Annotated in this window: 22 protein-coding genes and 2 pseudogenes; 20 read left to right on the top strand and 4 right to left on the bottom strand. The window is 36.6% G+C overall.

Going from position 1 to position 24,605, the window contains the following annotated elements:
- Window positions 1-20 precede the first annotated feature (20 nt).
- The 17 genes and pseudogenes from D1B31_RS18205 to D1B31_RS18135 all read left to right on the top strand — a co-directional run bounded on the left by D1B31_RS18205 (window position 21) and on the right by D1B31_RS18135 (window position 15,157).
- Window positions 21-5,213, top strand: coding sequence for a DNRLRE domain-containing protein (locus tag D1B31_RS18205; protein ID WP_118923082.1), 5,193 nt, complete (start codon window positions 21-23; stop codon window positions 5,211-5,213).
- An 890-nt stretch (window positions 5,214-6,103) separates the two neighbouring features.
- The gene (locus D1B31_RS23905; protein WP_142922602.1) at window positions 6,104-6,295 is read left to right on the top strand and encodes a hypothetical protein; all 192 of its coding nucleotides are present in this window, start codon (window positions 6,104-6,106) and stop codon (window positions 6,293-6,295) included.
- A gap of 201 nt (window positions 6,296-6,496) precedes the next feature.
- Window positions 6,497-6,610 carry an IS3 family transposase gene (locus D1B31_RS18200; RefSeq protein ID WP_118923226.1) on the top strand — a complete coding sequence of 38 codons (114 nt, stop codon included), beginning with the start codon at window positions 6,497-6,499 and terminating at the stop codon, window positions 6,608-6,610.
- A 336-nt stretch (window positions 6,611-6,946) separates the two neighbouring features.
- On the top strand, window positions 6,947-7,099 hold the full coding sequence (locus D1B31_RS24400) for a hypothetical protein (protein WP_158587595.1): 153 nt from the start codon (window positions 6,947-6,949) through the stop codon (window positions 7,097-7,099).
- Between the two features lie 207 nt (window positions 7,100-7,306).
- Complete coding sequence (locus tag D1B31_RS18195; RefSeq protein WP_118923080.1) at window positions 7,307-7,597, top strand: hypothetical protein; 291 nt, start codon at window positions 7,307-7,309, stop codon at window positions 7,595-7,597.
- Between the two features lie 12 nt (window positions 7,598-7,609).
- Window positions 7,610-7,843, top strand: a pseudogene (locus tag D1B31_RS25210) (restriction endonuclease).
- Window positions 7,844-7,972: 129 nt separating this feature from the next.
- Window positions 7,973-8,410 (top strand): annotated as a pseudogene (locus tag D1B31_RS25290) (hypothetical protein); the annotation flags it as partial.
- Complete coding sequence (locus D1B31_RS25140; RefSeq protein WP_338036493.1) at window positions 8,407-8,679, top strand: RHS repeat-associated core domain-containing protein; 273 nt, start codon at window positions 8,407-8,409, stop codon at window positions 8,677-8,679. The pseudogene D1B31_RS25290 and the gene D1B31_RS25140, both read left to right, overlap by 4 nt.
- A 139-nt stretch (window positions 8,680-8,818) precedes the next feature.
- Window positions 8,819-8,941, top strand: coding sequence for a hypothetical protein (locus tag D1B31_RS25070; RefSeq protein ID WP_275670729.1), 123 nt, complete (start codon window positions 8,819-8,821; stop codon window positions 8,939-8,941).
- Window positions 8,942-9,029: 88 nt separating this feature from the next.
- A complete protein-coding gene (locus tag D1B31_RS18175) occupies window positions 9,030-9,215 on the top strand; it encodes a hypothetical protein (protein WP_118923074.1) in 186 nt (61 codons plus the stop codon).
- Between the two features lie 2 nt (window positions 9,216-9,217).
- The gene (locus tag D1B31_RS18170; RefSeq protein WP_118923072.1) at window positions 9,218-9,463 is read left to right on the top strand and encodes a HEAT repeat domain-containing protein; all 246 of its coding nucleotides are present in this window, start codon (window positions 9,218-9,220) and stop codon (window positions 9,461-9,463) included.
- Window positions 9,464-10,773: 1,310 nt separating this feature from the next.
- Window positions 10,774-11,469, top strand: a complete 696-nt coding sequence (locus D1B31_RS18160) for a DUF6710 family protein (protein ID WP_118923068.1) — start codon at window positions 10,774-10,776, stop codon at window positions 11,467-11,469.
- A 60-nt stretch (window positions 11,470-11,529) separates the two neighbouring features.
- Window positions 11,530-12,228, top strand: a complete 699-nt coding sequence (locus D1B31_RS18155; RefSeq protein ID WP_118923066.1) for a hypothetical protein — start codon at window positions 11,530-11,532, stop codon at window positions 12,226-12,228.
- A 98-nt stretch (window positions 12,229-12,326) separates the two neighbouring features.
- Window positions 12,327-13,445 carry a tyrosine recombinase XerS gene (gene xerS, locus D1B31_RS18150; RefSeq protein WP_118923064.1) on the top strand — a complete coding sequence of 373 codons (1,119 nt, stop codon included), beginning with the start codon at window positions 12,327-12,329 and terminating at the stop codon, window positions 13,443-13,445.
- 67 nt (window positions 13,446-13,512) lie between these two features.
- Complete coding sequence (locus D1B31_RS18145) at window positions 13,513-13,833, top strand: DUF3895 domain-containing protein (protein ID WP_118923062.1); 321 nt, start codon at window positions 13,513-13,515, stop codon at window positions 13,831-13,833.
- Window position 13,834: 1 nt separating this feature from the next.
- The gene (locus D1B31_RS18140; protein WP_118923060.1) at window positions 13,835-14,737 is read left to right on the top strand and encodes a hypothetical protein; all 903 of its coding nucleotides are present in this window, start codon (window positions 13,835-13,837) and stop codon (window positions 14,735-14,737) included.
- Window positions 14,738-14,764: 27 nt separating this feature from the next.
- Window positions 14,765-15,157, top strand: a complete 393-nt coding sequence (locus D1B31_RS18135; protein ID WP_118923058.1) for a hypothetical protein — start codon at window positions 14,765-14,767, stop codon at window positions 15,155-15,157.
- A gap of 451 nt (window positions 15,158-15,608) precedes the next feature.
- On the opposite strand, the gene D1B31_RS18130 is transcribed toward D1B31_RS18135, so the two are convergent.
- The gene (locus tag D1B31_RS18130) at window positions 15,609-16,694 is read right to left on the bottom strand and encodes an amidase domain-containing protein (protein WP_158587593.1); all 1,086 of its coding nucleotides are present in this window, start codon (window positions 16,692-16,694) and stop codon (window positions 15,609-15,611) included.
- 203 nt (window positions 16,695-16,897) lie between these two features.
- Between D1B31_RS18130 and D1B31_RS18125 the strand changes: the two genes are divergently transcribed.
- Window positions 16,898-17,374 (top strand): putative periplasmic lipoprotein, encoded by a 477-nt coding sequence (locus D1B31_RS18125; RefSeq protein ID WP_118923054.1) that lies wholly within the window; start codon window positions 16,898-16,900, stop codon window positions 17,372-17,374.
- 307 nt (window positions 17,375-17,681) lie between these two features.
- On the opposite strand, the gene D1B31_RS18120 is transcribed toward D1B31_RS18125, so the two are convergent.
- Entirely contained in the window at window positions 17,682-18,572 is an 891-nt protein-coding gene (locus tag D1B31_RS18120) for a coiled-coil domain-containing protein (RefSeq protein ID WP_118923052.1), read from the bottom strand.
- Window positions 18,573-18,801: 229 nt separating this feature from the next.
- Between D1B31_RS18120 and D1B31_RS18115 the strand changes: the two genes are divergently transcribed.
- Window positions 18,802-19,131 carry a YolD-like family protein gene (locus tag D1B31_RS18115; protein ID WP_118923050.1) on the top strand — a complete coding sequence of 110 codons (330 nt, stop codon included), beginning with the start codon at window positions 18,802-18,804 and terminating at the stop codon, window positions 19,129-19,131.
- Between the two features lie 38 nt (window positions 19,132-19,169).
- On the opposite strand, the gene D1B31_RS18110 is transcribed toward D1B31_RS18115, so the two are convergent.
- A complete protein-coding gene (locus D1B31_RS18110) occupies window positions 19,170-19,796 on the bottom strand; it encodes a hypothetical protein (protein WP_118923048.1) in 627 nt (208 codons plus the stop codon).
- A gap of 1,184 nt (window positions 19,797-20,980) precedes the next feature.
- On the bottom strand, window positions 20,981-22,096 hold the full coding sequence (locus D1B31_RS18100; RefSeq protein ID WP_118923044.1) for a hypothetical protein: 1,116 nt from the start codon (window positions 22,094-22,096) through the stop codon (window positions 20,981-20,983).
- A gap of 814 nt (window positions 22,097-22,910) precedes the next feature.
- On the opposite strand from D1B31_RS18100, the gene D1B31_RS18095 reads away from it, so the two are divergent.
- The gene (locus D1B31_RS18095) at window positions 22,911-24,590 is read left to right on the top strand and encodes a helix-turn-helix domain-containing protein (RefSeq protein WP_118923042.1); all 1,680 of its coding nucleotides are present in this window, start codon (window positions 22,911-22,913) and stop codon (window positions 24,588-24,590) included.
- The last annotated feature ends 15 nt before the right edge of the window (window positions 24,591-24,605 follow it).

Raw genomic sequence — 24,605 nt, 5'->3', positions numbered from 1 at the left:
ACAAGGGAATTTACCCTGGAGTGACCTTCGACTATTCGGTTGAGGGGTCAAAAGTCAAGGAGAATATCATTCTTGATTCCTATCGGGGGAAGAACGTTTTCAAGTTCCATTTGAAGGCAGCTGGGATGAAGGCTTTCAAGACGGAAATGGGCTCCATCGAGTTCAGGGATGAAAAGACGGGTGAATTCCTGTTCCTTATCCAACGTCCGTATATGTATGATTCAACAGAGGCAGCCGAAATCTCTCTGGCAGTTTCTCAGGAGATCGAACCTGTCAATGATGGTTTCCTGTTGACGGTTTCGGCCGATGAAGCGTATCTGACAAGCAAGGAGCGCGTTTATCCAGTCGTCATTGATCCGTGGATTGATGTCTTCCAGGCACAGGACACCCTTGTATCCAGCACCAACAGCAATACGAATTATTCTATCCTTGATTACCTTTCCGTCGGGACAGACGGGGCAATGGGCAAAACCAGGACATATGCAAAGTGGGAATTGCCGAACATCCCGAATGCAAGGATTGCACAGGCGAGCCTAGGCGTTTATCAGTACTCATCCAGTGAGGACACACCGGTATCCCTCTACCGCGTCACAAGCCCATGGGACGTGTTTGCAGTCAAATGGTCCACCCAGCCGTCCTTTCATTCGCCAGCCTCGGCAACCATTACAATGGGAACGGGGAAAGGTTATAAATACTTCCCGGTCAGTGATCTCGTCAAGGGCTGGTATGACAACACGTTCCCAAATTACGGAGTCGTTCTGAAGTATGCGAACACACAGGAAACGAATGGCGTGAAAAAGTTCCGATCGGCAGAATGGAGCAGCACCGACTCGTCGCCTTACGGAAAGCCGAAACTCGTCATCACATACCGGCCTAGAATCCTTTTAGGTATTACCGATTACTGGCAATATACTCCGGACTTGTTCAATGGGGAAGGTTCTGCGGTCGTGAATGTCATGAACGGAAACATGGTCTATGATATACCTGTCCTAAACCTGCCGGGAAGGACCGATGCCTTCAACCTAAAACTCGTGTACAACAGCAGGAGCGGCTACGACGATGCGTTCGGATATCGCTGGATACTCAATGCGTCAAGAAAGCTCATCCCGAATGTCGACAAATCCATCATTGAATATATTGATGACAATGGAACCCGCTTCCATTTCAACAAGCAACAGCATGACACCGGGACAGCCTATTCTGCACCAGAAGGCACCTATTTCGAACTTAACAGCACTGCAAACGGCGGTTACACGATCAAGCACCCGGATGAGACCGTCTATCATTTCGATTCCCTGGGCAGGAATACAAAGATCGTCGATGAAAAAGGCAATACCGTCCTTTACACTTTTGACGGGACGTCTGGCCGGATCACAAAAATAAGCGAGCGATACGGCACAGAGACTACTGGCAGGGACCTTAACCTTTCCTATAATTCTGGCACAATGCTCCTTGAAAAAATTACAGACTTCAAAGGAACAGAAACCAGGCTAAACTATGAATATAGTAACCCTGTACACAGGCTGACTTCCATCACCTATGCGGCAAACCGAACTGAACAAAAGAAGATTTCGTTTGCATATGATACAGGACATCAGATAATTTCCGTCACGGACGGAAGAGGCAACAAAGGGCAGATTGCTTATGACAGCGAGGTCAGGGTTACAAAAATCACTGATCCCCGCTCAGAGAATATCTATTCGGAACTTCAATACCCAGGCCCATATGAGACGGTATTCAAGGATGCCAATGGCCATAAGACCTATTACAGGAACGATGGAAATCTCGAGCTCGGGACAGCTAATGTCGTGGAGATCATCGAGGATTATGAAGGAGGCAATCCTTCCACGACCAAATATGAGTGGAAGAACAACGAAATCGTTAAAGTAATTGAGCCATCAAAGGATGGTAGTGCCACAGGCCCAACAACAACCACCAACTATGATGCGAAAGGGAATGTCGACCACCAGACGTATCCTGACCAGTCGACGGTGGATCATGAATTTGATGACAAATCGAATTTAATGGATACGGCTATCAATGGCACCAAAATAACTGAAAACCATTTCGATGGCAAGAGTAACCTCATATTCTCGACCGACCAGGCGGGGAATACGGACTTTTTCACCTACGACAAGTATGGGAATACTCTTTCATCAACCACTTCAACATCACCGGCAGTGAACTTGGTTCCGAACAGGAGTTTCGAAGCCTATGATGCGAACGCCCTTCCGCTAAATTGGGGCATGAGGGCAGGGGGTGGATACACGGCGGCGACAATTTACAAATACGGCAGCCGGTCTGGGAAAATCACGGTGACAGGAACAGAATCCTATCGCTACTATTTCCAGAACATCGCGATACCGGTAATCCAGTCTGAAGAGCCATTCACAGTTTCCGGCTTTATCAAGACTGAGAACCTGACTGGTATCGGGGCACAAATCGTCGTTTATTTCAAGGACTCCGCAGACCAGTTCATCAAGGACGCTTCAGGGAACGCCATTTCCTACGCCACACACGCCTTAAAGGGGACGAAGGACTGGAGCGCCGTGACCAATACATTTACAGCACCGAAGAATACTGCATATGTCCAAGTGCTTCTCAGTTTCAACGGGGCAGGTTCAGCCTATTACGATGGCATACAGCTCTACCGAAGTGCGGATGCAGGGGAATATGTCTCGAACGAGAATGAAGGGATGGAGACAGGAAGCGGAACGACGCTTGATAAGTGGACACTTAACGCACTTGGTACAGGAGATGGAAAGTCTACGGTGGACAAATTGGCTGGAACGGCATCGGCTAGGCTGACTGGATCCGCAACTACAAGCCGCTATATCGGCCAGCTTGTGCAGGCCAATGGTAAAGGCGGCAACCCTATAACGATTTCTGGGTGGGCAAAAGCAATTGCGCCAAACCAGACAGGAGACTTCTCGCTTCAGGCAACCTTTGTTTACAGTGACGGGACAGAAGGCAAATTCACAGTCCCATTCGACAGAAACATGCCTGGCGAATGGCAGTTCGCAAAGAAGACCTTCCGTGCGGCCAAGGATTTCTCGCAGGTAAAGCTTTATGCGAACTTCAACAACCAGTCAGGAACAGTGTTCTTTGATAACATTAAACTGGAGGAAAGAGCCTCTAGCTCTTCCACAGGCTATACACCGGATGGCAATTTCGTGAAGACGGAAACCAATGCCCTGAACCAAACTGCCAGCTTCGACAATGATGCGAATGGCAACCAGACTGCAATCGGCAGCCCTAAAGGAAACCGCACCTCATTCGGATATGATTTCCTGAACAGACTTACTTCAGTCACGCAAGTCGCCCCAGCCGGGAAAAGCGACATCACAACAAGATATCTGTATGACAGGCAGGGCAACCTTGAGAAGAGGACCGACGCAAGGGGGAATGTTACTTCCTTTACCTATAATGCTATCAATCAGTTGGAAAGGGAAACGGATCCACTCGGAAAATTCATCCGCTATGAGTACCATAACAACGGCAATTTGAAAGCGGTGGAAAAAGGAAAATCGGACTCCGTCCATTCCAGACAGGAATTCTTTTACAACTCAAAGAACCAGCTTGAGGAAATGAAGATGGACGGACGGCCTGTCAATTCATATGGATACGACGGCGCAGGGAACATGACTTCCATCGTATCCAATGGGCAAAAGTATCAATTCGGGTACGATGACAACAACCGGATGACTTCTACGGCTGAACCGGGTGGCTATGAAGTCGGATCGACCTACGAAAATGACACGACGAAACCGGCGCAGGGGCTAAGGACTGCGATTACGGAAACATGGAGCGGGAAGGCGATGACTACTTCCTTCACCTATGACACCCAGCAGCGTCTGTCCTCCCTCACCACTTCAACCGGTGCCGGGATACAGATGAACTACAGTGAAAAAGGGCTGTCTGTCCAGGAACGATTCATGAAAACTGGGGTCCAGCTTTCAACAGGGCTTTATCAGTCATTTGACGAACTGGGCCGGCTTGACTCCCAACAGCTTCTGGGTACTTCGGAATTAAATATGAAGTACGCTTATGATATAGACGGAAACCTTTCTGCTTATACAGAAGGCAACCAGATAAAGTCGTTCACCTACGACTTCGCGAACCGGCTGGAATCGTGGACAAGCAGCGGCAAGACGGTAAGCTATCAATACGACCCGGCAGGGAACCTGCTTAACCCGAACGGAAAGTCACTGACCTTCAATGCGGCAAACGAAATCGAGGGCTTTGACTACGATTACACCGGAAACATAAAGAAGGATGACAAGTACCAATACGAGTGGGACAAGGAAGGCCGGCTAGTTTCGGTGAAGGACCTTGCCGGCGGCACAATCGCCAGCTACACCTATCACCCGGACGGACTGAGGAAGACCAAGATGGTAGGGGGTGTCACCTATTCCTACCATTATGACGGCAGTGACCTGATTAGGATTACCGATAAGGGCAATAATACCGTCTGGGCGTTCACATGGATTGACGGGAAGCCGAAAACTGTCACTAATTCACAGGGCCAAACGTTTTTCTATATCACTAACTATAGGGGCGATGTCGTTAGAGTCATTGATGAAGCGGGGCTCGAGGTTGCGAGCTATAGCTACGACCCATGGGGGAATGTCCTCCAAATAACGGAGCAAGCTGTGGTTGAAAATCAATCTATTGGATATGCAGGTTACTATTATGATAGGGAGACCAATCTTTACTATTTGCAGGCACGTTACTATGACCCTGGGACGGCAAGGTTTTTATCACGAGATCCTTTTAAAGGAAGATTAGATGAACCTATAACTCAGAATGCATATGTCTATGCGAATAATAATCCCCTAATGAACATTGACCCTGATGGACTTCACTCAAAACAAGTTTGGGGAAACCACTGGTGGAATGCTAAATGGTTTGTAGCTAACGGTATTAACTGGGGAATAATTGCAATTATAGGCGGGGGACTTGGGGGACTATCTCTCTATTTAAGAAGTTTAGCAAAAAAATATACAGCTGCAAGAGCAAGGATTATTTTTTCGAATAGCCTGAAAAGACAGCTTTTAGCTAAAGGTGTATCTGCCACAATTGCTAGTTATGTAGCAGGTGCTACAAATGTTTTATTTAATGTGTTAATGTGGGCTGCGGATCCGGGTGGTAAACTTTTTGACCAATTGGACTCAAGAGATAAACGTAGAAATAACGGATACCTTAACTATTAAGTGTACAATAATGGCTATTAAATCTTACTAAAGAATAGACTATTAGTGCTAAATTTTCATTTATACCCATTGCCGTACAAATACACTAGAACGTGCTAACCCACCAGTTCAAAGGAAAGAATGTATAGTAAGGCGATGGGTACTTATATTTATACTCTTTAATTACTGTTAAGTATATGATGATTTTGAGTAATGTCAACTTAAGTATACTAACCCTGAATACGTGATAAAGGCGGGTTATTTTATATTCATTTTTACCAGCCAACTTTCATTTGCATTGCTTGGTCACACTAAATAAAACCTTTATTCTCATAATTTATCAAACAAATTTTGTTTCCACTACTTACGTTGAAAACGAATTATATAACTTGAGCCTTCCAAATATCGTAATGTAAAGACTTGTGAGTTATTGTTGAAATAGGGGGTTGGTTGTATGTTCCTGTAAAACAGGAATGACCATTTGTGGAATGAAAATATTACCCAAACCCTTTCCCCAAAAAGTAGATGCCTGCAGAAATGTAACCTTTTGTTCCTATATAGTCAATTTTATTGTGGCCCTAAATTTTGGATTTTTCAAACCCCGATCCGGCATGTACTCACTTTTGCCCATTGTGGCACAATAACCTGACATAGGAGGTGGTTACATCTCCATTGGCAAGATCAGGTGCTGATTTAATTTGGTACTTTCAAAGATGAAAAACGTTTGTGGAATTTGTTTTAAAAGCAGTAATCCTATTACTATTTGGAATACCCGCCTGGTGATATAATGTAAATAGTCAAAACAGCTGTTATCCTGATTTTATCAGGCATGAATAGGAAGTTTTAGAACAATTACTTAGAAATTACGGTTAAGAATAAAGTGGAACCATATGTAAAGGGATGAAGTAACTTTGAAACAAAATATAAGAAGAGTTCTAATTAATTTTTTTAGTATATTTATACTAATAATTATTTTTGGATTAGTTTTTAAACCTAATGATATAAATTCTAGTGGGATTATTCGAGCATTAGTTATTTCTTTTGCTTCTGCTTTAGCATGGGTTACTGGTCAAAATATTTTTAATCGGAAAATTTCAAAATAGTAAATGAGTATTTTAAAATTTTTATCATTAGATTTGCATCAAATTAGACATTATTATATTGTTAGGTACCAGATTTCAATAGGAATAATATCTTACATGAGGCTGTTGCTATTCGATTAAATGGGAAATATGAGAATTTTATTATAGTATAGGCCTTTGGCAGGAACTTTTATCCAAGCTAAAAGGTTCAACGTATGAGGGATTGAAGAATATATTTACTGGTATAACAATGAACGTTCAAAAGCAAAACTGGCCGGATTGAGTCCCTTCGAATACAGAATTCAGTCCAGCCAATCAACTGCGTTTAAACTCTAACTTATGGGGGTAAGCACCAAGGCAGCGAAATAGCTGCCTTTTTTGCTGAGATTTAATATGTAAATCACAGTGTTATTTATAGTTTTCTCCTCCAAAACAGAACCCTTTAGCCGCATTAAGCAGCTCTTTTTTAAAAAATTTGATAGAAACCACTAAGGGGATTAAGAGAGAAGATTAAAGTGTATCATCGGAGTATCGGGCAAAAATTTATTGGAAATGGGAAAAAGAACAGGAATTAATTTTTTTGCAAATTTCGGAGCATTTTATGACATTAAGAAGGAATAATGTGAGTACTTGGTGAATATTGTAAATTGACTCATTGAGGAGGGGATTTAATTGTCAGAAGATGAATTGAATGTTCTTGAACAAATTGAAAAGGAATTAATGGAGGAAGAAAGTAATCCGGAAGACCAGAAAAGGAAGCAGAGAAAAAGAAAAAAGCAGATGCTCTTTGGAAAGCAGTTCAGATGGGAGACGATAAGCATTTAACAACTAGAGTAGCAAATATTTTAAATAGGTACCCTGAAACTAGAAAATCGGATATTACTCTCCAAATAAAATTAAAACTGGTGCATTGATTCAGAAGGATTAATGTGCCTTTTTTATTTTAAAAGGGACATTATGTCTAAATTACTATTTATGTTAGGAAAATGCAATAATAAAATAATAATATGATAATTATAGAGGTAAAATACATTGGCAAAAAGACGAAAAAAGAAAGAGCAAGTAAGTTGGGAAGGATTATTAATAGTAGGTATTCTTTACTTTGTTTGGAATCCTATTTATCAATCTACTGGTTCTGGCTATATAGCAGTAGGTGTATCCATATTTGTAGGGGCACTTATACTATGTACATATTTACTCATTTTAAGAGCAATTAATTGTAAAAGGAATGAACGACTAAAAGATTCTGGAATCCTAGCAGTTGATAAAATGACTGGGGAACAATTCGAAAGGTACCTTTCGCAAGTTTATAAATCGATGTGATATTCTGTGCAGATGACCAGTAAAACAGCAGACTATGGTGCAGATCTTATTCTACAAAAGGATAGTAAGAAAATAGTAATTCAAGCAAAAAGATACAATTCTAATGTTGGGATTAAAGCATAATCACTATAAAGCAATTGAAGGGTGGGTGTTACAAATAGTTTTCTAACTAAGAATGCAAAGAAACTAGCAGAAAGCAATAAAGTGAAAATAATAGAGCGAGAGGAACTTATTGAAATAGGGTAAAAACTAAAGGCAAGGGTGTCGTAGCTTTTACATCTGTTTACTTAGCCATCGGAACAGAGAAACTGTCACAATTACGGGAGCAGGCAGAAGTCTACAGGCAATGCTGAATACAATTTAGCCAACCAACTAAAGAAATTCGGAAATGAATCCATTGACTATGACCTGAACGGAATCCGTGTTTCTGATGGAGAATATGCCTATGGATGGAACGCAGCCGATCAACTTGTATCAATAACGAAGAAAGGCCAATCGAGCCCTTTTGCGACCTACAAGTATGATGAGGATGGCAGGTGGATTCAAAAGAATGTCAACGGGAAGATCACCAATTGCCATTATGACGGCGACAGCCTGAACGTATTGTACGAAACTGATACCAATAGGAATATGGTCCGTTCTTACACCTATTCTGAAAGCGGTCAGCTCCTTCCAGTGAATAATGGCACTGGAAAGTATTATTTCCATACCAATTCACACGGGGATGTTATCGCACTAACCAACCAGTCCGGACAGAAAGTTGCCAGCTATGAATACGACAGCTGGGGTAATGCTAAGAGGTGGAAGGGGTGAGAGACAACCATTACCGGTATGCGGGTTATCAGTATGACCATGAGACAGGGCTTTATTATCTGATTGCCCGTTACTACCAGCCGAAGCATGGGGTGTTCCTGACACTAGATCCGAATCCCTGGGATAGTGATGATATCCAGATCCAAAATGGGATTCATATGCTAATAATAATCTTTCAAATTATTTTGGCCCTGACGGTGAAAGAGCCATATGTGAATGTGGACGTAAAAAGTACCGTCCTATTATGTATAAAACAAAATCAAAATTGACAGTAAAAAGATGGGAACTCCAGTATGTAGCTGTAGCTGGGGTAGGTGGATTTAGAACAGTTTCTACAATTATCCAAAGGGTAAGAGCTTATTTTCTAAGGGAGGCAAACAAAATCATAGGGATATAGGACTATCCCATTTGTCTCCGGCAGAAATAAGTAAACGAGCAAAAGATAAAAGTTTGTCTGCTAAAGAGGGGAAACGTTATATTAAAGAAGAAAAGCAAAGGAAAGCTAGAAATATACAGAAAAGAAATCAATAATTATATTGGAAAAGTGAGCGTCATTTAATTAAGATACAGAGTATGGTGTCTCTGCCTTAGAGATACCTACTCCCTAGGGGATGATTATATGAACTCTGAGGAAAAAATAGGTAAAACTCAAGAAATCGATAAATTAGAAAAAGTTTTATGTAATACTAAGGAACAAGATTTATTTGTAGAATTAGAGGCAATAAAATTGTTATCTTTGTATCCTTCAGAAAACAAAGCTAAAAACACGTTAATGAAGTTAACTTATAATAAAATAGCGAAGTAAGAATGGAGGCTGTTGAACAGCTAGCGTATTTTGATGGAGAAGATGTGGGTACTACTGTAATTGAAAAGTTAAATGATACAGATAGTTTAGTAAGAATAACTGCAGCAGAGGTTTTGGGGAGAATAAAATTCAAAAAATCTATCCCTTATCATATTGATTCCTTATCTGATAAAGATGAAGTTGTGCGAGCCTATGTCGCAGAAGCTTTAGGAAAAATAGGAGACAAAAAAATTAATCCCTGTACTTAAAGAAAAGCTAAAAACAGAAAAAAGAAACTTAAGTCGCCTTGCTATTTATATAGGTCTATATAATTTATCAGAAACCGATTACTTATCCAAAATTATTGGGTTATTAAAATGTAAATCTTATCGAGTACGTTGTGCAGCAGCTAATAGTTTAGTTGATATTGCTGATGAAGGAAATGTAATAGCAATTCAAGAAGAGATAAAAAAAGCTTTAATCAAAGAAAGTACAGTTGCAGCAAAAACATCCTTTCAAGAGGCACTTGAAGATTTAGAAAAAAATTTTCATGTAAAATAGATTATATTCCTCTTTAGGGGAGGGTGACTATCATTCCCGCTATTCTTTTGACAGTCCCATTTCCCCTTTTAATTAAATTACGTAGCAAAGTCCATGAATTCAAGTATGTTATTCGTAATAGTGGCTTCCCATTTTCATGGGAGGCCTTTTTGTAATGCCTTTTTAAAATTTTTATAGGTTGGAGAGCATTTGGAAATATATCAAACCCTAACTTCATTCAAGACTGTCTTTAGGGCATGAAAACAGGATTTTAATCAGTGGAAAGTATAAGATAAAAAACGGATAACTATTCGTATAATACTTATTTTACGAATTGTTAATGAAACTACCATTTGGTATAATATTCATATAAAGGAATTATTTAAAAGGAGAAAATACGTTGATGATAAAAATGTTATTTATATTTGGTTTTCCTTTATTTATTATTTTGTCCATGAACACTTTAGAAGAAAAAACGAGGGAATTCGACTTATAGAAATTGTACTCGTTGGTCTAGTATTTTATGTTATTGGACTGTTAGATTTCATTTAATAATCAATTATTAAACAAAAAAGGTTACCACTTTTAAGTACTTATCTACTGGACAAAAATTTAAGGAGGGCCATTGAATGAGTGAATTTGTAAGGGATGGACATCGCCGATGTATGAGTTGTGGTAGACCTTATATGAACTCTCACAGGACACCGATATGTGGAAATTGTGCTGAGTCTAATGTGAGACGAATTAGGAAGACAAGGAGAAATAAAAGAAATATAATTATTATCTCTTTTCTACTGTTTCCTATTGGTTTTATGATTTATTTTCTATGGAAAGACAACAAGCCTCATTACGCCAAACCAGCATTGTATTCAGCCATAACATTTCTTTGTTTGTACGGTGTATTTGGTTTCCTACCATATTTGATTGATATGTAGATATATTGGTTTTACATTTAAAATGCACTTTTTGAAGAGAATTCACATGGAGAATAACAAAGATTATTAAATTTTATAAGTGATCTTGGAGGAGAAGTATAGAAATGATTAACTTTCTAAGGAAAAAGGGCAAAAATTTAAATAATAATAATTTTGAAAACTTCCAGTCTATAATGTTTGTTGCAAATAGTCTATTGAAGAGTGACTCACCTTCAAGGATATATGATTTAGTATATGCTTTAGGAAAGCCCTATCAATTCGATGTAATTAATAAATGCATTAAAGGTACACCCTTGTCACGCGACAGTGCTTTTGCTTTTGAACACCTTTTTTTAAAAAATAGTAATGAGAACTACCGATTTATGAAAGATGACAGTACCGGAAGACTCATTAACTATTCTAATAGACTAACCAGGACAACTATTAATCCATCTAATTCGTTAATATTCTCTTTCCCTTGGCATTTAAATCGTCTGTGTGACGCGTTTGAAAATGTAGGAGAAAAGGTTGGATCTAAGTGGGAAGTTGACCCATTAAATCATAGGGTTGTCCATATTTACCCTTTGAATATTGGATACGTAACGAATGGTAACCATTCAACAGTAATGAATATTATTAATAATGAAGCACCTATGAATATTACAGATGAGCTAGACCTATCACTTGTATATGATGAAATTTATACTGATGGTAAATATTTCAGGAGAATACAAGATAAGAAAATTTTAGATAAAGTAACTTCTGTTGAGTTTGCGGCAATATTTGAAATAGGACGTCTTATTTTAAAAAGCGGTGTTTAAATAGAATTTTGTTTAACTCTATTAATAAATTTATGCCTTAATGATCTGGGGAGAATTATTATGAAAATCAAACTACAATTTTCTTTTTTTCCATTTATTTTAGGAATTTTAGGATTGTTTATTGCCTGTACAGCATTAGGTTATTTTATTTTTTCAAATGAAGGAATAGCATTAATGGTAGGTGCAATAATAGTATTTTTTTATCTTTGTTTTACCACTTTAAAAGAGATTACTGTTGAAAAAAACCCGAAATTAGTAAAAGGGTTCCTGATCTTTATATTTTTACTAGCCATTGGAGCTCTTGCGACTTTAATATATGTTTTTCTTTTCCATTGGATAGAAAAACTAAATATATATAAATATCTAGTTATTATAGGATTTATCATTGCAGCAGCCGGAACTATGGTCCCTTTGGCATTGGATAAGAATAAACATTGGTTTCTCAGGAGTCTTTACGGAGGACTACTCGTTCTAATTGCATTTGTAACATTTTCAAGTGCATCAAATAGTGTTGAGTTTAACAATAATAAGACTATCAATCAAGATGAGATAGAATTGATAAATACCGCTTTAAGTAATTATTCAATTGAAAACAAGGATAAAGTAGAAACCATTAAGTACAAATTATTCCTTGTTAATGAAACATCAAGTTTGGATCAATTTATTTTGTGTATGTCCTTAATCTTGGCAAGTCTTACATTGGTTTACTACTCTGATTTCCTTCAACGAAAGGCAAAACGAAATGAAAATCATCTATAATTCGTAAAAATTGAATTATACGAACAATTGTTCTGGTATTATCATAGAAACCCACCCAACATGATTCGCTTTGTATTTTTTGAATTGCGAGGTGCAATATGGCTCTATCAAAACAGCATGAATACTACGAAAAGAGATTAGAGCGGTTATTAAAGGAAATGCCTGACTACATAGTAAGCTATGTAGATGCTAAACAAGATATCCGCTCCCCGCTCACCCTTTTTAACTATGTACGAGACTATCGCGAATTTTTAAACTGGCTTATTTCTGAAGGTATTGCTGATGTTGATCATATTAAGAATGTTTCAACTCAAACTCTAGAAAACTTATCTTTAGAACATGCTAGGAATTATTTTAAATTTATCGGCCGGAAAAAATATAAAGTTTCCACTAATGAGGACATAACCAAACAGATTGATCCTAAGACTGTAAACCGTCATAAATCCTCCCTCCGCTCTTTGTTTAAATATTTGACTGTAGAAGCTGAATTAAAGAATAATGAACCCTATTTCCACCGAAATGTTATGGGGAAAATTGAAGTTACCAAAGTGACTGAAACTTTAAATGAACGTTCAAAAAAAATCACTGGAAATATCTTTGTAAATGATAGAGACCTGGATTTTATAGATTATATAAAAACTGAACATATTCACTCCCTTTCCCCTAAGGCAAAAACATATTTCGTAAGAGATATGGAGAGAAATATTAGTATAGCATCCCTATTTTTGGGCTCCGGTATCCGGGTCAACGAACTATCCAACTTACGTTTAAAGGATATCGATTTTACAGGACAAGAAATCAGCGTTATTCGGAAAGGAAATAAAAAGGATACTGTTTCAGTAACTCCTTCAAGTCTTGAAGATCTCAAAGCTTACCTGGAAGTCAGACAGGAAAGATATAAAGCTGGTGATGGAGTAAATGAATTTGTTTTTGTTAAGCTCTATAAAGGCAAGGCGCAGCCGCTTACCAATCGTGCCATAACGGACATTATATATAACCTTACAAAAGCTTTTGACAAGCGAATGTCCCCGCATAAGTTAAGACACACGTATGCAACTAACTTAGCTGAGCAAACAAATGGAGATCTGCCATTGATCATGTCGCAGCTTGGCCACAGTTCACCGGAAGTCGCGTTGCTTTACATCAATACGAGTCGGGAGAAAGCTAGATTAGCCTCCGAGTTATTAGATAAACGGAGAGAGCGTCAAGACCAATAGCTTCCTTTTCTGTTAATTATGGAAGAAGATTTACTGAATTACTTGAAAAATTATATGGAGTTGAACAATGAGCCAATTAACATTCGATGATTTATTTGCTGATGAAAAACAAATAGTTGCTGCTTCCCCCTCTCCCCTTTCCTCTATTCAGCTAGACATACTGGAATTAATAAATGAAGAACAAATCAGCGTAATGGATATTTGCGAAAAATTAATTAAAAGCGGGAAAATATCTAAAGAAAGATTTTCTACCAATAAACCCAAGGAATATGTGAAAGTTTGCTTTGCGTTGGAAGGTCTTGTGAATGACGGGGAACTTATTTTCGTTGAAGATATAGAAAAAAAGGACCGAATTTATAGTCGGAAAATAACGAAAAGGCGGAATTAAAATGGAAAATTTAACAGCAAACTATGATTTAAAAAAGATACTACTCGGAAGTAATTACATCGATGATGGAAATCCAATTAAGAATTTTTTATTGGCAAGGGATGATAAAAATTATCGTGATAAAAGCGATGACTATTTTAATTACAAAAATTTCAAACGAGGACATATTGAAAATTATCAATTAATTGAGAACGTATTTAGAACATTGTTTCCTAATTTAAATTCAGATTATAAAGACATAGCTAATTCTTTTTTCATAACTTATAAATGTTATTTACAAATAATGTATCCTAAAATATTTATGCCTAATGGAACAGTTAAAAAGGGAGATGTATCTCCGTTAACAATTCCAATCTATGAAGAAGAAAATCCAACTCCAAATATCAGATATGCTCCATTTGTCTCTGAAGAGTATGAGGTAATTCATGAAAAATATTTAACGTATTATAAAAATCATTTTCCTTTCCTAAAAGTTCATAAGGGAATGAAATGGGTAGAGTTCCTAACTATAAACTTTGAGTTCTTTTCTAAAGTTCATAATTTAGAAGAATTACAAAGGTTTGCAGTATTAACTCATACAATTGGAAACATTGTTACTGTGCCGAAAGGATTTAATGCTGGACGTAAACACTATGATTACTGGGATTGGGGGTTGAAGTTACTTCAAGGTGGTTCTTTAGAGCCTATCGGGGAATGGAGGGATTTTGTTAACACATATTATCTCAGCTGTTATGTAGATACAGAGTACGAAATCATTCCATATTGGGAAAATCATTTAGCTTCTAATATACATCTTTTGCCCAAAGATGAATTTGATATAATTCGATTTTTGGAACATGTTAATTTTTGTATCGAAAAACGTGGGGAAAATATGATGAATGACTTTAATAAAAAAATGGAGTGACTGAATGAAGTCAAGCGAGGTAGCAATATGTTAACTTATACAAACTATTTAGAAGTGAAAGATAGATTGACCTTCCAAGAAGCTGCCGCCTTACACTTGAGAGTTGTACAATATGTAAAACAAAAAGATGATGTTTTTCAAGATCTCTTAGAAGACGTTGTTAAGTCAGCTAATAGTTATGCAAGTACACGTGCTAACTGGAGCGTTCAAACAACTGAAGAAAGAAGAGATGTTGATTCATCGAGGACTATTCAACATAATGACTTCATGGCAACCTTGAAAATACTAGCAAGGTATATGAAAAATCAGGGGTGGGACTCCGATTGGATAGATGAACTAGGGATTGTAGAGAAGGATCGAAAACGGTTTGGCGATTTTGCCTGTTATATTGTTTGCATTAATTCTTTAAACGCTAGATAATTCTTTTTCCCACAAGAGTTTCATTAACGGGCGCAATTGTTGAAGATCATAAGCTTAATTCCTCGGCCATACTTCACCAGAAGTCTCATTACTATATATAAACACAAGCCGGGAAAAGGCAAACCTGGCATCTGAACTGCTTGATTCAAGAAGGAACAGTCGGCCGTCATATAAAAAAGCCTGTCTACGCGAATTTGGTCGAGAATATTCGACTAAGTTCGGGAAGGGACAGGCTTTTTTTACGGTACCTAAAATACTTGTAGCAATTCAATCTGACCTTCCCCGTGTCTTGCGGTTCCGGAATTCAACCGCTTCTTCCCTTGACTTCACTATAAAGCCAATCCTTCTGCATTTAAAAAGTAGTTGAGTAAGGATTAATTAAGATATTATGTTTGGTAAAGAAATCAAAGGTAAAGAGCTAATTGAATAGCAGTAATTAGTTTAAATATTATTATGGTATTTCAAGAATTTCAACATATGAATATGCACTTATTGCATTTAACAACTGGTAAGCTTGCCTTTCCCTAGAATGGCCTGCTAAAAGAAAGTCTTTATTGTAGGAATCGTACGCAGAAATAATCATTAGATGAGTAGGTGTAGTTACAAAACCCGCAACCCCCTTGTGCAAGATAACTACATCACCTTTTAATATATTCCTAGAATAAATAGATTTGTGATTTGCTCTATAATAATCAGTACTAAAAGAGTGTACTTTAGATTTTGGGTTCCAATAAGAACGAAATGTTTTTACACTAATCCACGGGCTTGGATCAGTTAATTTCCAACTATAGTTTAATTCAGCAGCACTATTAATTACCCAATAAGTAGAGTTTTTCTTAGATATTGTCCAATTTCCTGCTTTAGGTTTACCTCCACCTACATGCATTGCTTGGGATACAAAGTTTGTACAATCGGTTCCAAAACTTCCTGTGAATCTTGGATAGTTAGTACTGTATTTATTATAATTGTTATATGCCCAGTTACCTGCTCCGGTACCATTATAAGTAGATGTTGAAGCAATACTAAACTCTCCATCATTATCTCTTTCTGTAATTTGGTCTATGAATTCCTGTATATTTTCTTCTGTATTTTCAGGTCCTATAACATATCTGTCTAAGTATCCGTAAAGTAACTCTTTTTCGCTGTCTCCTTCGATTGTTGGATAAATATCTTTTATCAAATTCATTATCTCTATTTTGTCTTGTCTTTCTGTAGATAAAACTTTATCCCTAATGTTTTCGTCGGATGTAATGTTATAAAGCAAATCAGCTACTTTAATATCTTCTTGATAGTAATATTCCAAGGTTTCTAAGATAATTTTTTCTTCTATAACAGGATCAACGAGTTCTTCAGATTCGCTAAATAAAGAATATGAAGTGGAATTTTTGGTTTCTGAAATTGCATTTTCTGTATAATAAGCTTGAATATATGGATTTTTTTTAATATTTATCTCCGCTTTCACTTCTTTAGAAGGCATTAATGTAAAAGAAGTTAATAACAAAATAATAGATAAAAAATAAATGGTAAAATTTCGCATCGACATCATTCCCCTTTTAATATCTTAATATCACAACCATAATTTTGTGATTAATACCAAAAAACCCCATAACCCTCCTTTAATTTCCAATATATACTATATTTGAGAGAAAAAGTAGGTTTTTCATTCGACAAAAAATGTAATTACCAAGGCAGAAATTTATGATAAAATGTACTAAAATTGGAAAAACAGGAAGGAGAATTATGAATAAATACATTCCATTTTTAATCATATTGTTATTATTTACTGGATGTAGTAAAAACCAAGGTGAACCTTATTCTTTATCAGATAAAGACAGAGAAAATATTAACTCATATTTAGAATTAAACTTTTTTAATCCTAGGCTTAAAAATGGGAAAATCATCAGTGTATTCGATGTCTTAGGAAGTAATAAAAATCAAAATGAAATTTATGTTTGGATATTAATAGAAGAAGTTTATATTGAAGGGGGACAAGTTAAGCGAACAACGGGATTATCCCAACCATTAGTTATAAAGGTAGAAGAAGAAAATGGAGAAATAATAGTAAAAGGTAATAAATCTCCTAGAGATGGAGAAAAGTTTAATAGTGATATTAATAATCTTTTCCCAGTAAAAATCAGAGAAATTATATCTACTTACAATAAAGAACATTTAGAAAAACAATTAGAAGATAAGATTAAAATGAGATACCAATTTTAAAAGGAATTAGAGCCTAACCAAGAACCGAAGGGCACTGAACAGCGCTTAGGCGTTTGTTTAGTATCCTTTTTTTGGGGAATGAGCAGAGAAGTTGAAGATTAAGAGGCCGGCAGGAGAACAGTGAAACAACTTATGGATGAGTTTTAGGAGAAATAGAACATCAATGTTAATTGGCTCATAATTAAACGCCCTTTACAGTAAATATATTAGTCTTGATGCTCTCTCTTTTTCTCTAATAATACAGAGGTTAAGCGAGCCTTTTCCCTTGCCTTGAAGATTCAGTTTAAAGACATAAAAAAGGTGAGCATTACGCTTCACCTTTTTTGCTATTTGGCTTATTGAACTTGTTCCCAGTTTCTTTAGTTTCAAATTTTTCATATAGGCGGGCAAGCTTTTCATTGTATTGTTCATGAATCTCTTGCAACTTATCTTGATATTTACGTTCTACTTCAAGTATAGCCCGCTCTTTTTCCAAATCTTTTTGATTGGTTAATTGAGCTATTCGGTTTTCAAGCTCTACCTTCAAAGATTCATTATTTTGTTCCAGTTTTTCAATTTGTTCCTGTTGATCCCGTACAGTCGCTTTTAATTCGTCTACAGAAGACACCAGTCGTCGTTCTTTCTGCTGAAATTCAACGCTCATAGATTCCTTTTCAGCGGCAAAGCGTTCTTTTATTTCGGCATTTTCAGTGGCATATCCTTTATATTGATTGACTAAGGTAGATAAAGTATCAATTTTTTCTTTATATTCCCCTATTAAATCCTGATTATTAGAATTAATTGAACGCAATCCTTGCATCTGCTCGATTAGCTCATTCTTTTCCTTTTCCTTTTGTTCCGATACTGACTCGAAATCAGATAATTTCTGCCGTACCTCCTTCTCAATGGTTTGAAGATTTAATATGGTCGATTCCTGGCTTTCCAGTTTTTCAGTCAATGCCCGTACAGCATCATCCTTTAGGTAATTGGCACGTTGAATCATATTAGCTACCAATTCATATATTCGTGTGGTGTGAATTTCTAATTCGGACAAATCCTGCTTATAATCAGGCGAACCTTCTTTTAATTCTTGGACTTCCATTAAAGCAACCGCTTTTTCAAACCATTCTTTTGCTGTAACTCCAGAGTTATCAATCTTCGCTTGGACTTTATTATATAAATCCTCGGTAACTTTGACACCAAACGTTTTATTTGACATATAACCCCTCCTTTTCGGTTAACCATTTATTGTTATTATACCAATAGGTTAACCAAGTTAACCAGGGTTAACCATAATATTTATTGAATTTTCGAGAAAAATATTGTTAAAGCCAATTTCCAGGCAAGTAAAGGAATAGCTCTTAATATTCTCATATTTTTCCTTGTTAATTTAGATTATTAAGGGTTAATATAAGAACGAATGTTCTATAAATAGGAGTGAGTGAATCATGACAATTAAGGATCGGGGTATTATAAAATTTCTGCCTGCTTCCTTTTTACCAGAGTTAAACAACAACATTAAAAAAATTATAGATGAACAAGAGTTTATTCCTAATCCAGAACTGGATGAGCAGCACCTAGAATTTTTGGATAATAAAATATGTGAAGCTATGGAGTTAAATGCCGAAGTATCTATTACACACTACAATAATCAGCGATACGAATTAATTGTTGGCCATATCCATTACATGGACCCATATAAAAAAAGTATCAAAATCGTTGACAAGTTTCACGAGTGGATGGAAATTAAACTTGGTTACATAATTGATATCCAATAAAAAAGCATCACGCGGATGCTTATATCATGAATAGTTGGTTAAAAGCGTTTTAAGTGAGCAATTATGGACTGCTGAACTTTTATCGAATTTCCTTCCTTTTTAATATTCTGTATGAAGTCCAGGTAAACAATCGTTATCACATCTTCAATTGAAACTTCTATTTGCCCCTTAAAATAGGGCTGTAAATCATGGATCAATACTTCCGCTCTTAATATCTCTGATTCCTTCATACGGAGATCCAGGAAGGCCGTCTGGCCTTCTTCTTCATCATATTCCTCTTCCTCGATAGTCTCGAATTCAATTAGGGTTTTAGAAATTGGTTTCATTACTCGTTTCTTTTTTTTCTTCTTTTGAAAATAAGATTTTGTGCCGGCAATTAAATAATCGGCAATCTGTTGGTTTTTTGCCCCCCGCTTGATTTGATTTAAGAAGTCATCATATAGCATGTACAACAAAAGGCTAAAATCAAATTGTATCGGCACTTCATCTTTAAAGTTATCGCGAAGATCCTCAATGAAAACTTTCCCCCTAATATAATCATAATATGGGATTTTTACAGTTACATATTTCCGATTAGTCATTAAAAATTTAAGTAAACCTCTGTTATCGACAAAACCCGCCAATTGCTCTTGAAGAAGGTTCCATTTGCTATATGATTTTTTCAAGGTTCCCTCCCCTTTCCAGCCAATTTAGGACAGAATTCATGATATGATAAACAACTTTCCTGTCAGAGATATTCTTCCTAACTGTAAGCCCATGTGGGCCTCCTATTTCAGCGTATTCCGTTTCTAGGAGGTTTGTATGCATATAGACTTTAGAATCCTGATACGGACGATTCCAGGTCAATATATCATTATTTAAGAGCCCATATCGGAGAAGCAATGTATTGAACTTTGTTTGGCTCAGAGGTTGCTTCCCCTCGATTCGATAAATACGAGCAGCCTGTTTGCAGAGTGATTTTAATTTCATTTGAGTTAGATCGGAAACCGGGAATTTAATATTATGAGTTTTATCCTTTCGTGTAACCCGCTTATTATTGTTTGATTTTATTTTAGGTTTTGGTGTTTCAGCCAGTTTTGATTTTTCTATTCTTGAATCATTAAATAGCGGATTGATATACCCCACTCTCTCCCCCATCCCTTCTTTTTTGCTTTTATCACAGGGCCACTTTTCCACTTTTCCATTCTTAATAGATGTATAGAGTAAGGAGAGGGGTTTTAGAACCTATTTTGGTATATTTCTAAGCTAAACTGAGAATACTGAAGATACAATTCATTTAGAGTGAGGGTGAGGTAATTGAGGAACAGCAAGAAAGATAAATCAGCAGATTTGAAACTAATTAAAGCAGCTGCGAAGAAAGCAAAAAAAGCCGGCTTTAAAGTCGTTAGTGTAAAAGTAAAATAATTTTTTTTCGAACCTTCATAATTTGAAGGTCCTTTTTTTAAGATATAAATACATAAATATATAAAACATCCATATACAATTAAAAGAAAGCCAGGGAAAATAAAAAAACAAAATAAATAAGCTGAATTTTTTAATTGGGTTTCTCCCTTACTCCCCGTTGACTTTGACCTTCCCCACTACAGCTAGCTTTTCATACCAATAACAAATTAAGAAGTAATCAAATGATTTATTCAATTACACACAAGGAGATAATTAGACAATCCTAATATTAACTAATACCCAATAGAAATAATCACATATTCACAGGAATACATTCGAAAATTAAAATGCGACAAAAGAGGACACAGGGGCTGCCTATGTCCTTTTGTCACTTGAAAATGTTATTTACAGAATTTTATGGAACGGGAAAGAGCCCTGCCGAAACGGTATTTTTAAAGCAGGGCAATTAAATATGAAATTTTGCGAATTTAGGTAAATCGCCGGTCCTTAGGAAATGATCTACCTTAATCTCATGTATTAATTCATAAGGGAGTTTGTGCAGCTGGGAGGAAAGATTGTTTCTAAATACCATCCTGAATAAACCGCCCAGCGAATGTATTCTAAAAGTTTTTTGTTCTTTCCTCTGTTTGTGTATGTATGTACCTATTTCATCTATACAATAAATAAAATAGTCTTTTATAAAACTGTTAACTTTAAATTCCTCTTTGTTTTTTAATGGGCTTAAAATGTTATATACTTCCTGCTTAAAGGAAAACATGATATCTATTAAATCTCTTGGTTTGTAATTAAGTTTTTGCCCATCAAGGAAGTAACTAAGTTCATGAGAAAGTGAAGCTGTAAGATGAGCTATTTCAAATTCCTCTGCATTTTGTTCCTTCACACATTCTTCCCTTAACGTGATCCAGACTTTTCTTACCCAAATTTGTTTGCCGCGCAATTCTACCCCTTCATATTCAATATTAAATAATGGTCCAAGAAGGCTTAAAATCTCTCGAGTCTTTTTTGCATTCTTATTGAGTTGTTTTTTTAGAGTGGCCATATTCCTGGCTTGTCTTAATTTGTGCAACTCGAAAGAATCCTTTTTAGACATAGAGGTGCGAAATTGGTTAAGTAACGATAAAATAAGCTCTATCCCCTCTGGGTTAGAAGTCCGGACCATTTCAGCAAGGATATTGGTGTTAAAAAGGGCATGGGGAATTAACAGGTAGTTGAGTTTTCCAGACTCAACAGACCCCGGGTTGTTATATTTCTCCACATCTTTTAAAACAAGTACAGGTAGATCGTTATGTATTTCTTCAGACACAAACTTATGCTTTTCCAAATAGCGTTTACCGGAATATAAAGAAGAATAAGGTATGTTTAAAATTTTGCTCCAATAAGCAAGGTTGTATTCCTTTAACATTCCTCTAGGGTTCTTTTCCTCATCAATCTGTTTAAGCATTGTTAGATAAACAACGTACGCGGAAGCAGGCGGGCGCTCAAAGCTTTGATCCCGCATGAAGTGAAACTCTTTTAGAATACCCTGATGCATACGAAAACCATCAATTTTAACTTTAGACATAGAGCACCCCCCTTTCCCACCTAGTAATATTAAATTGGATTATAGCAAATTTGTTTTTGGTGAAATCAGTTTCTTAATTAAAGAGTTCTCCCCTCTTGTGCATCCCCTCAATCCCTTGTCCCATAAGGGTTTAGAAAAACCTTTTTCTTTTTAATGTGACAGCAACCGTCAAAAAAATAAGGCATCGTGAGGGGTAACGTCAAAGGCCAATTCTTTGTGCATCTCAAAAACCTTGATATTACTGGAATTTAAATATGAATATAGAGTGATTGAAAAAAAATGCACAAAAAGCTGTGCATCTTACTGTGAGAGGAAACGTCAAAAATACAAGTTTCTTGTCGAAACGGTTCTCTTTTGTGCATACTTGTGAAAGCAAACGTCAAAGTTTAGTTGAAAACGTGCAAATATTTTCCATAATTTCTCTTTTTGTGCATTGCTGTGAGTGCTAACGTCATAATCTTTATTTTGTGCACAAACTTTTAGCATTTTACTGTAGAACAACCGGACTAAAAACTTATAAAGTTGTGCACAACACCAGTAATATTTGTGCATGATTGTGAAAGCAAGCGTCATAAAGCTATGAATAAATGCACAAAAATAATTTTTGTGCATCATTGTGAGAGCAAACGTCATGCTTTCTAATTTTGTGCATTAAAGAGTTGCTTTTATAGCGGGTTTCTAATCTTTTGTTGTGAAACGAAGCGTCAAAAACTGTAGGAAAGAGCTTAATTTGTGCATTTTAGATAGATTGACTTTACCGGTTATTTGTTTAATCTTAACTATATTGATAGATATAAAAGGAGGGTAATTAGCGTTGTCTGAATTGAATGAGATACATAAAAAGTTTCAAGAATATGCAACCAATACTTTCCCTGATTATCCTGGCCTTTCTGCAGCATGGAAAGCAGATATAAAAAAACTCAAACAAGAGAAAAGCGAAAATACATTTCAACCTTCACAATCATTAAAGGCATTTCTTGTTATATTGGATAAAATTTCAAATGAGCAAAATTTAAACTGGCAGGATATTGATAGTTGGATCTACTCTTATAAAAATGAAATCCGGGATTTTGTGATACCTTACATACAATTTGAGCGTAATCAATCTGCACCTATTAGCCATAATCAAGAACTTGTTACAGAGTTGCTTAATCAGAGCTTTATAGAGTCAGGTTCTGCCCTTCTGTACCATAAATTAAGGGAAACAATCAGTAAGAATGACTTTGTGGTTCAAACCGAATATCCTACGGCCAAAATTCAAGAGAAAACAGTTCAAGCTACTGCTCAAGTTCGGGATGATGGGAATACCCCTCACTTATTATCTTCAGAGGAAATTCAGCAGTGGAAAAACCTTACGGCACAGGCCATTACCTCAATGGATGATTTAACCGCGGACATATTCGATATTATTTCAATCCTTTGGATGAAACAGGCAAGTCACAAAGATCAAATGATTAACTTCCACACTGATGATGCCCTGAATTTAAGGCAGGTCCAGGGACGAAAAGAATTATCCGGTTATCAGACTAGCTACCGAAAAAAAGAACGTGATGATATTATGAAGCGGCTAGCTGCCCTAACGACCATTTGGATTCGGATTGAGCGAGATAATCTAAAATTTGTTGATGTAGAGAACAATGAAATTGATGAATTGGAGCAGGTTCAATTTAACCCCCTCTTCATTCTTGATAGCATCACAGTAGCCTATAGGGATTCAAAGCCAGTAGGGATATATGAGTGTAAAATAAAGCCTGGTGAACTGCTAGCTAACTTTTTATACGGATCTAAGAAGAGTAGCGGATTATTGGCTCTAAAAACTCTTCAATATAATCCAGTTAAACAAAAGTTTCATAAACGGTTGGCAAGGTATCTTTCATGGCAATGGAGGATACGACAAAAAGGAGCGGACTATTTAAGGCCTTATAGCATTGGTGGAGATAAAGGGCTTCTTAATGTTATGGGGATTGAAGAAAATACCCGCTATGGTTCCAGAGTAAGAGATCAATTTGAAAATATCCTGGATACACTTCAGCAGGATGGTGTAATAAGGGAATGGCTTTATTTAGGATTTGATGAAAGCATCATTGAAAAAAACAAACGTTGGTTTGAAGAAGTGTGGTTATTAAATAAGGTGCAAATTATTCCTCCCGACGATATTACGGAATCGGCACGAGAAAACCAATTGGTTCTTGAAATGGAATCTCAGCAATATGACGAAATGAACTTTGCCGCACTTCTTAAAAATATGACTGAGAGCGAAGTAGCCTCCACTTCAGAGACAATATTAGAAGTAACCCCTGAAAATATAAGAAAGGTGAGAGTAAGTCGGAATCTGAAATTAGCGGCTGCCGCTAAGGAAATCGGTATTGCTCATACTACCCTTTCGAGATATGAAAATGGGAAAATACTAAATCCTACACAAGCGAATCTAAATAAGATGAAATCCTGGATGAATCAACCAAATCAACCAAAAAGGATAAAAACTACATCATAAAAAATAGCCGTTAAG

It is taken from the genome of Neobacillus notoginsengisoli (genome assembly GCF_003515685.1).
Taxonomy (GTDB): domain Bacteria; phylum Bacillota; class Bacilli; order Bacillales; family Cytobacillaceae; genus Bacillus_D; species Bacillus_D notoginsengisoli.
This window is presented reverse-complemented; position numbering and strand designations above follow the sequence as displayed.

Excerpts from the sequence above, each read along its gene's own strand:
- D1B31_RS18175 (WP_118923074.1), top strand. The coding sequence starts at position 9,030 with ATGAACTCTGAGGAAAAAATAGGTAAAACTCAAGAAATCGATAAATTA.
- D1B31_RS18125 (WP_118923054.1), top strand. The coding sequence starts at position 16,898 with ATGAATAAATACATTCCATTTTTAATCATATTGTTATTATTTACTGGA.
- D1B31_RS18140 (WP_118923060.1), top strand. The coding sequence starts at position 13,835 with ATGGAAAATTTAACAGCAAACTATGATTTAAAAAAGATACTACTCGGA.
- D1B31_RS18145 (WP_118923062.1), top strand. The coding sequence starts at position 13,513 with ATGAGCCAATTAACATTCGATGATTTATTTGCTGATGAAAAACAAATA.
- D1B31_RS18170 (WP_118923072.1), top strand. The coding sequence starts at position 9,218 with ATGGAGGCTGTTGAACAGCTAGCGTATTTTGATGGAGAAGATGTGGGT.
- D1B31_RS18115 (WP_118923050.1), top strand. The coding sequence starts at position 18,802 with ATGACAATTAAGGATCGGGGTATTATAAAATTTCTGCCTGCTTCCTTT.
- D1B31_RS18100 (WP_118923044.1), bottom strand. The coding sequence starts at position 22,096 with ATGTCTAAAGTTAAAATTGATGGTTTTCGTATGCATCAGGGTATTCTA.
- D1B31_RS18130 (WP_158587593.1), bottom strand. The coding sequence starts at position 16,694 with ATGCGAAATTTTACCATTTATTTTTTATCTATTATTTTGTTATTAACT.
- D1B31_RS18120 (WP_118923052.1), bottom strand. The coding sequence starts at position 18,572 with ATGTCAAATAAAACGTTTGGTGTCAAAGTTACCGAGGATTTATATAAT.
- D1B31_RS18155 (WP_118923066.1), top strand. The coding sequence starts at position 11,530 with ATGAAAATCAAACTACAATTTTCTTTTTTTCCATTTATTTTAGGAATT.
- D1B31_RS18135 (WP_118923058.1), top strand. The coding sequence starts at position 14,765 with ATGTTAACTTATACAAACTATTTAGAAGTGAAAGATAGATTGACCTTC.
- D1B31_RS18160 (WP_118923068.1), top strand. The coding sequence starts at position 10,774 with ATGATTAACTTTCTAAGGAAAAAGGGCAAAAATTTAAATAATAATAAT.
- xerS (WP_118923064.1), top strand. The coding sequence starts at position 12,327 with ATGGCTCTATCAAAACAGCATGAATACTACGAAAAGAGATTAGAGCGG.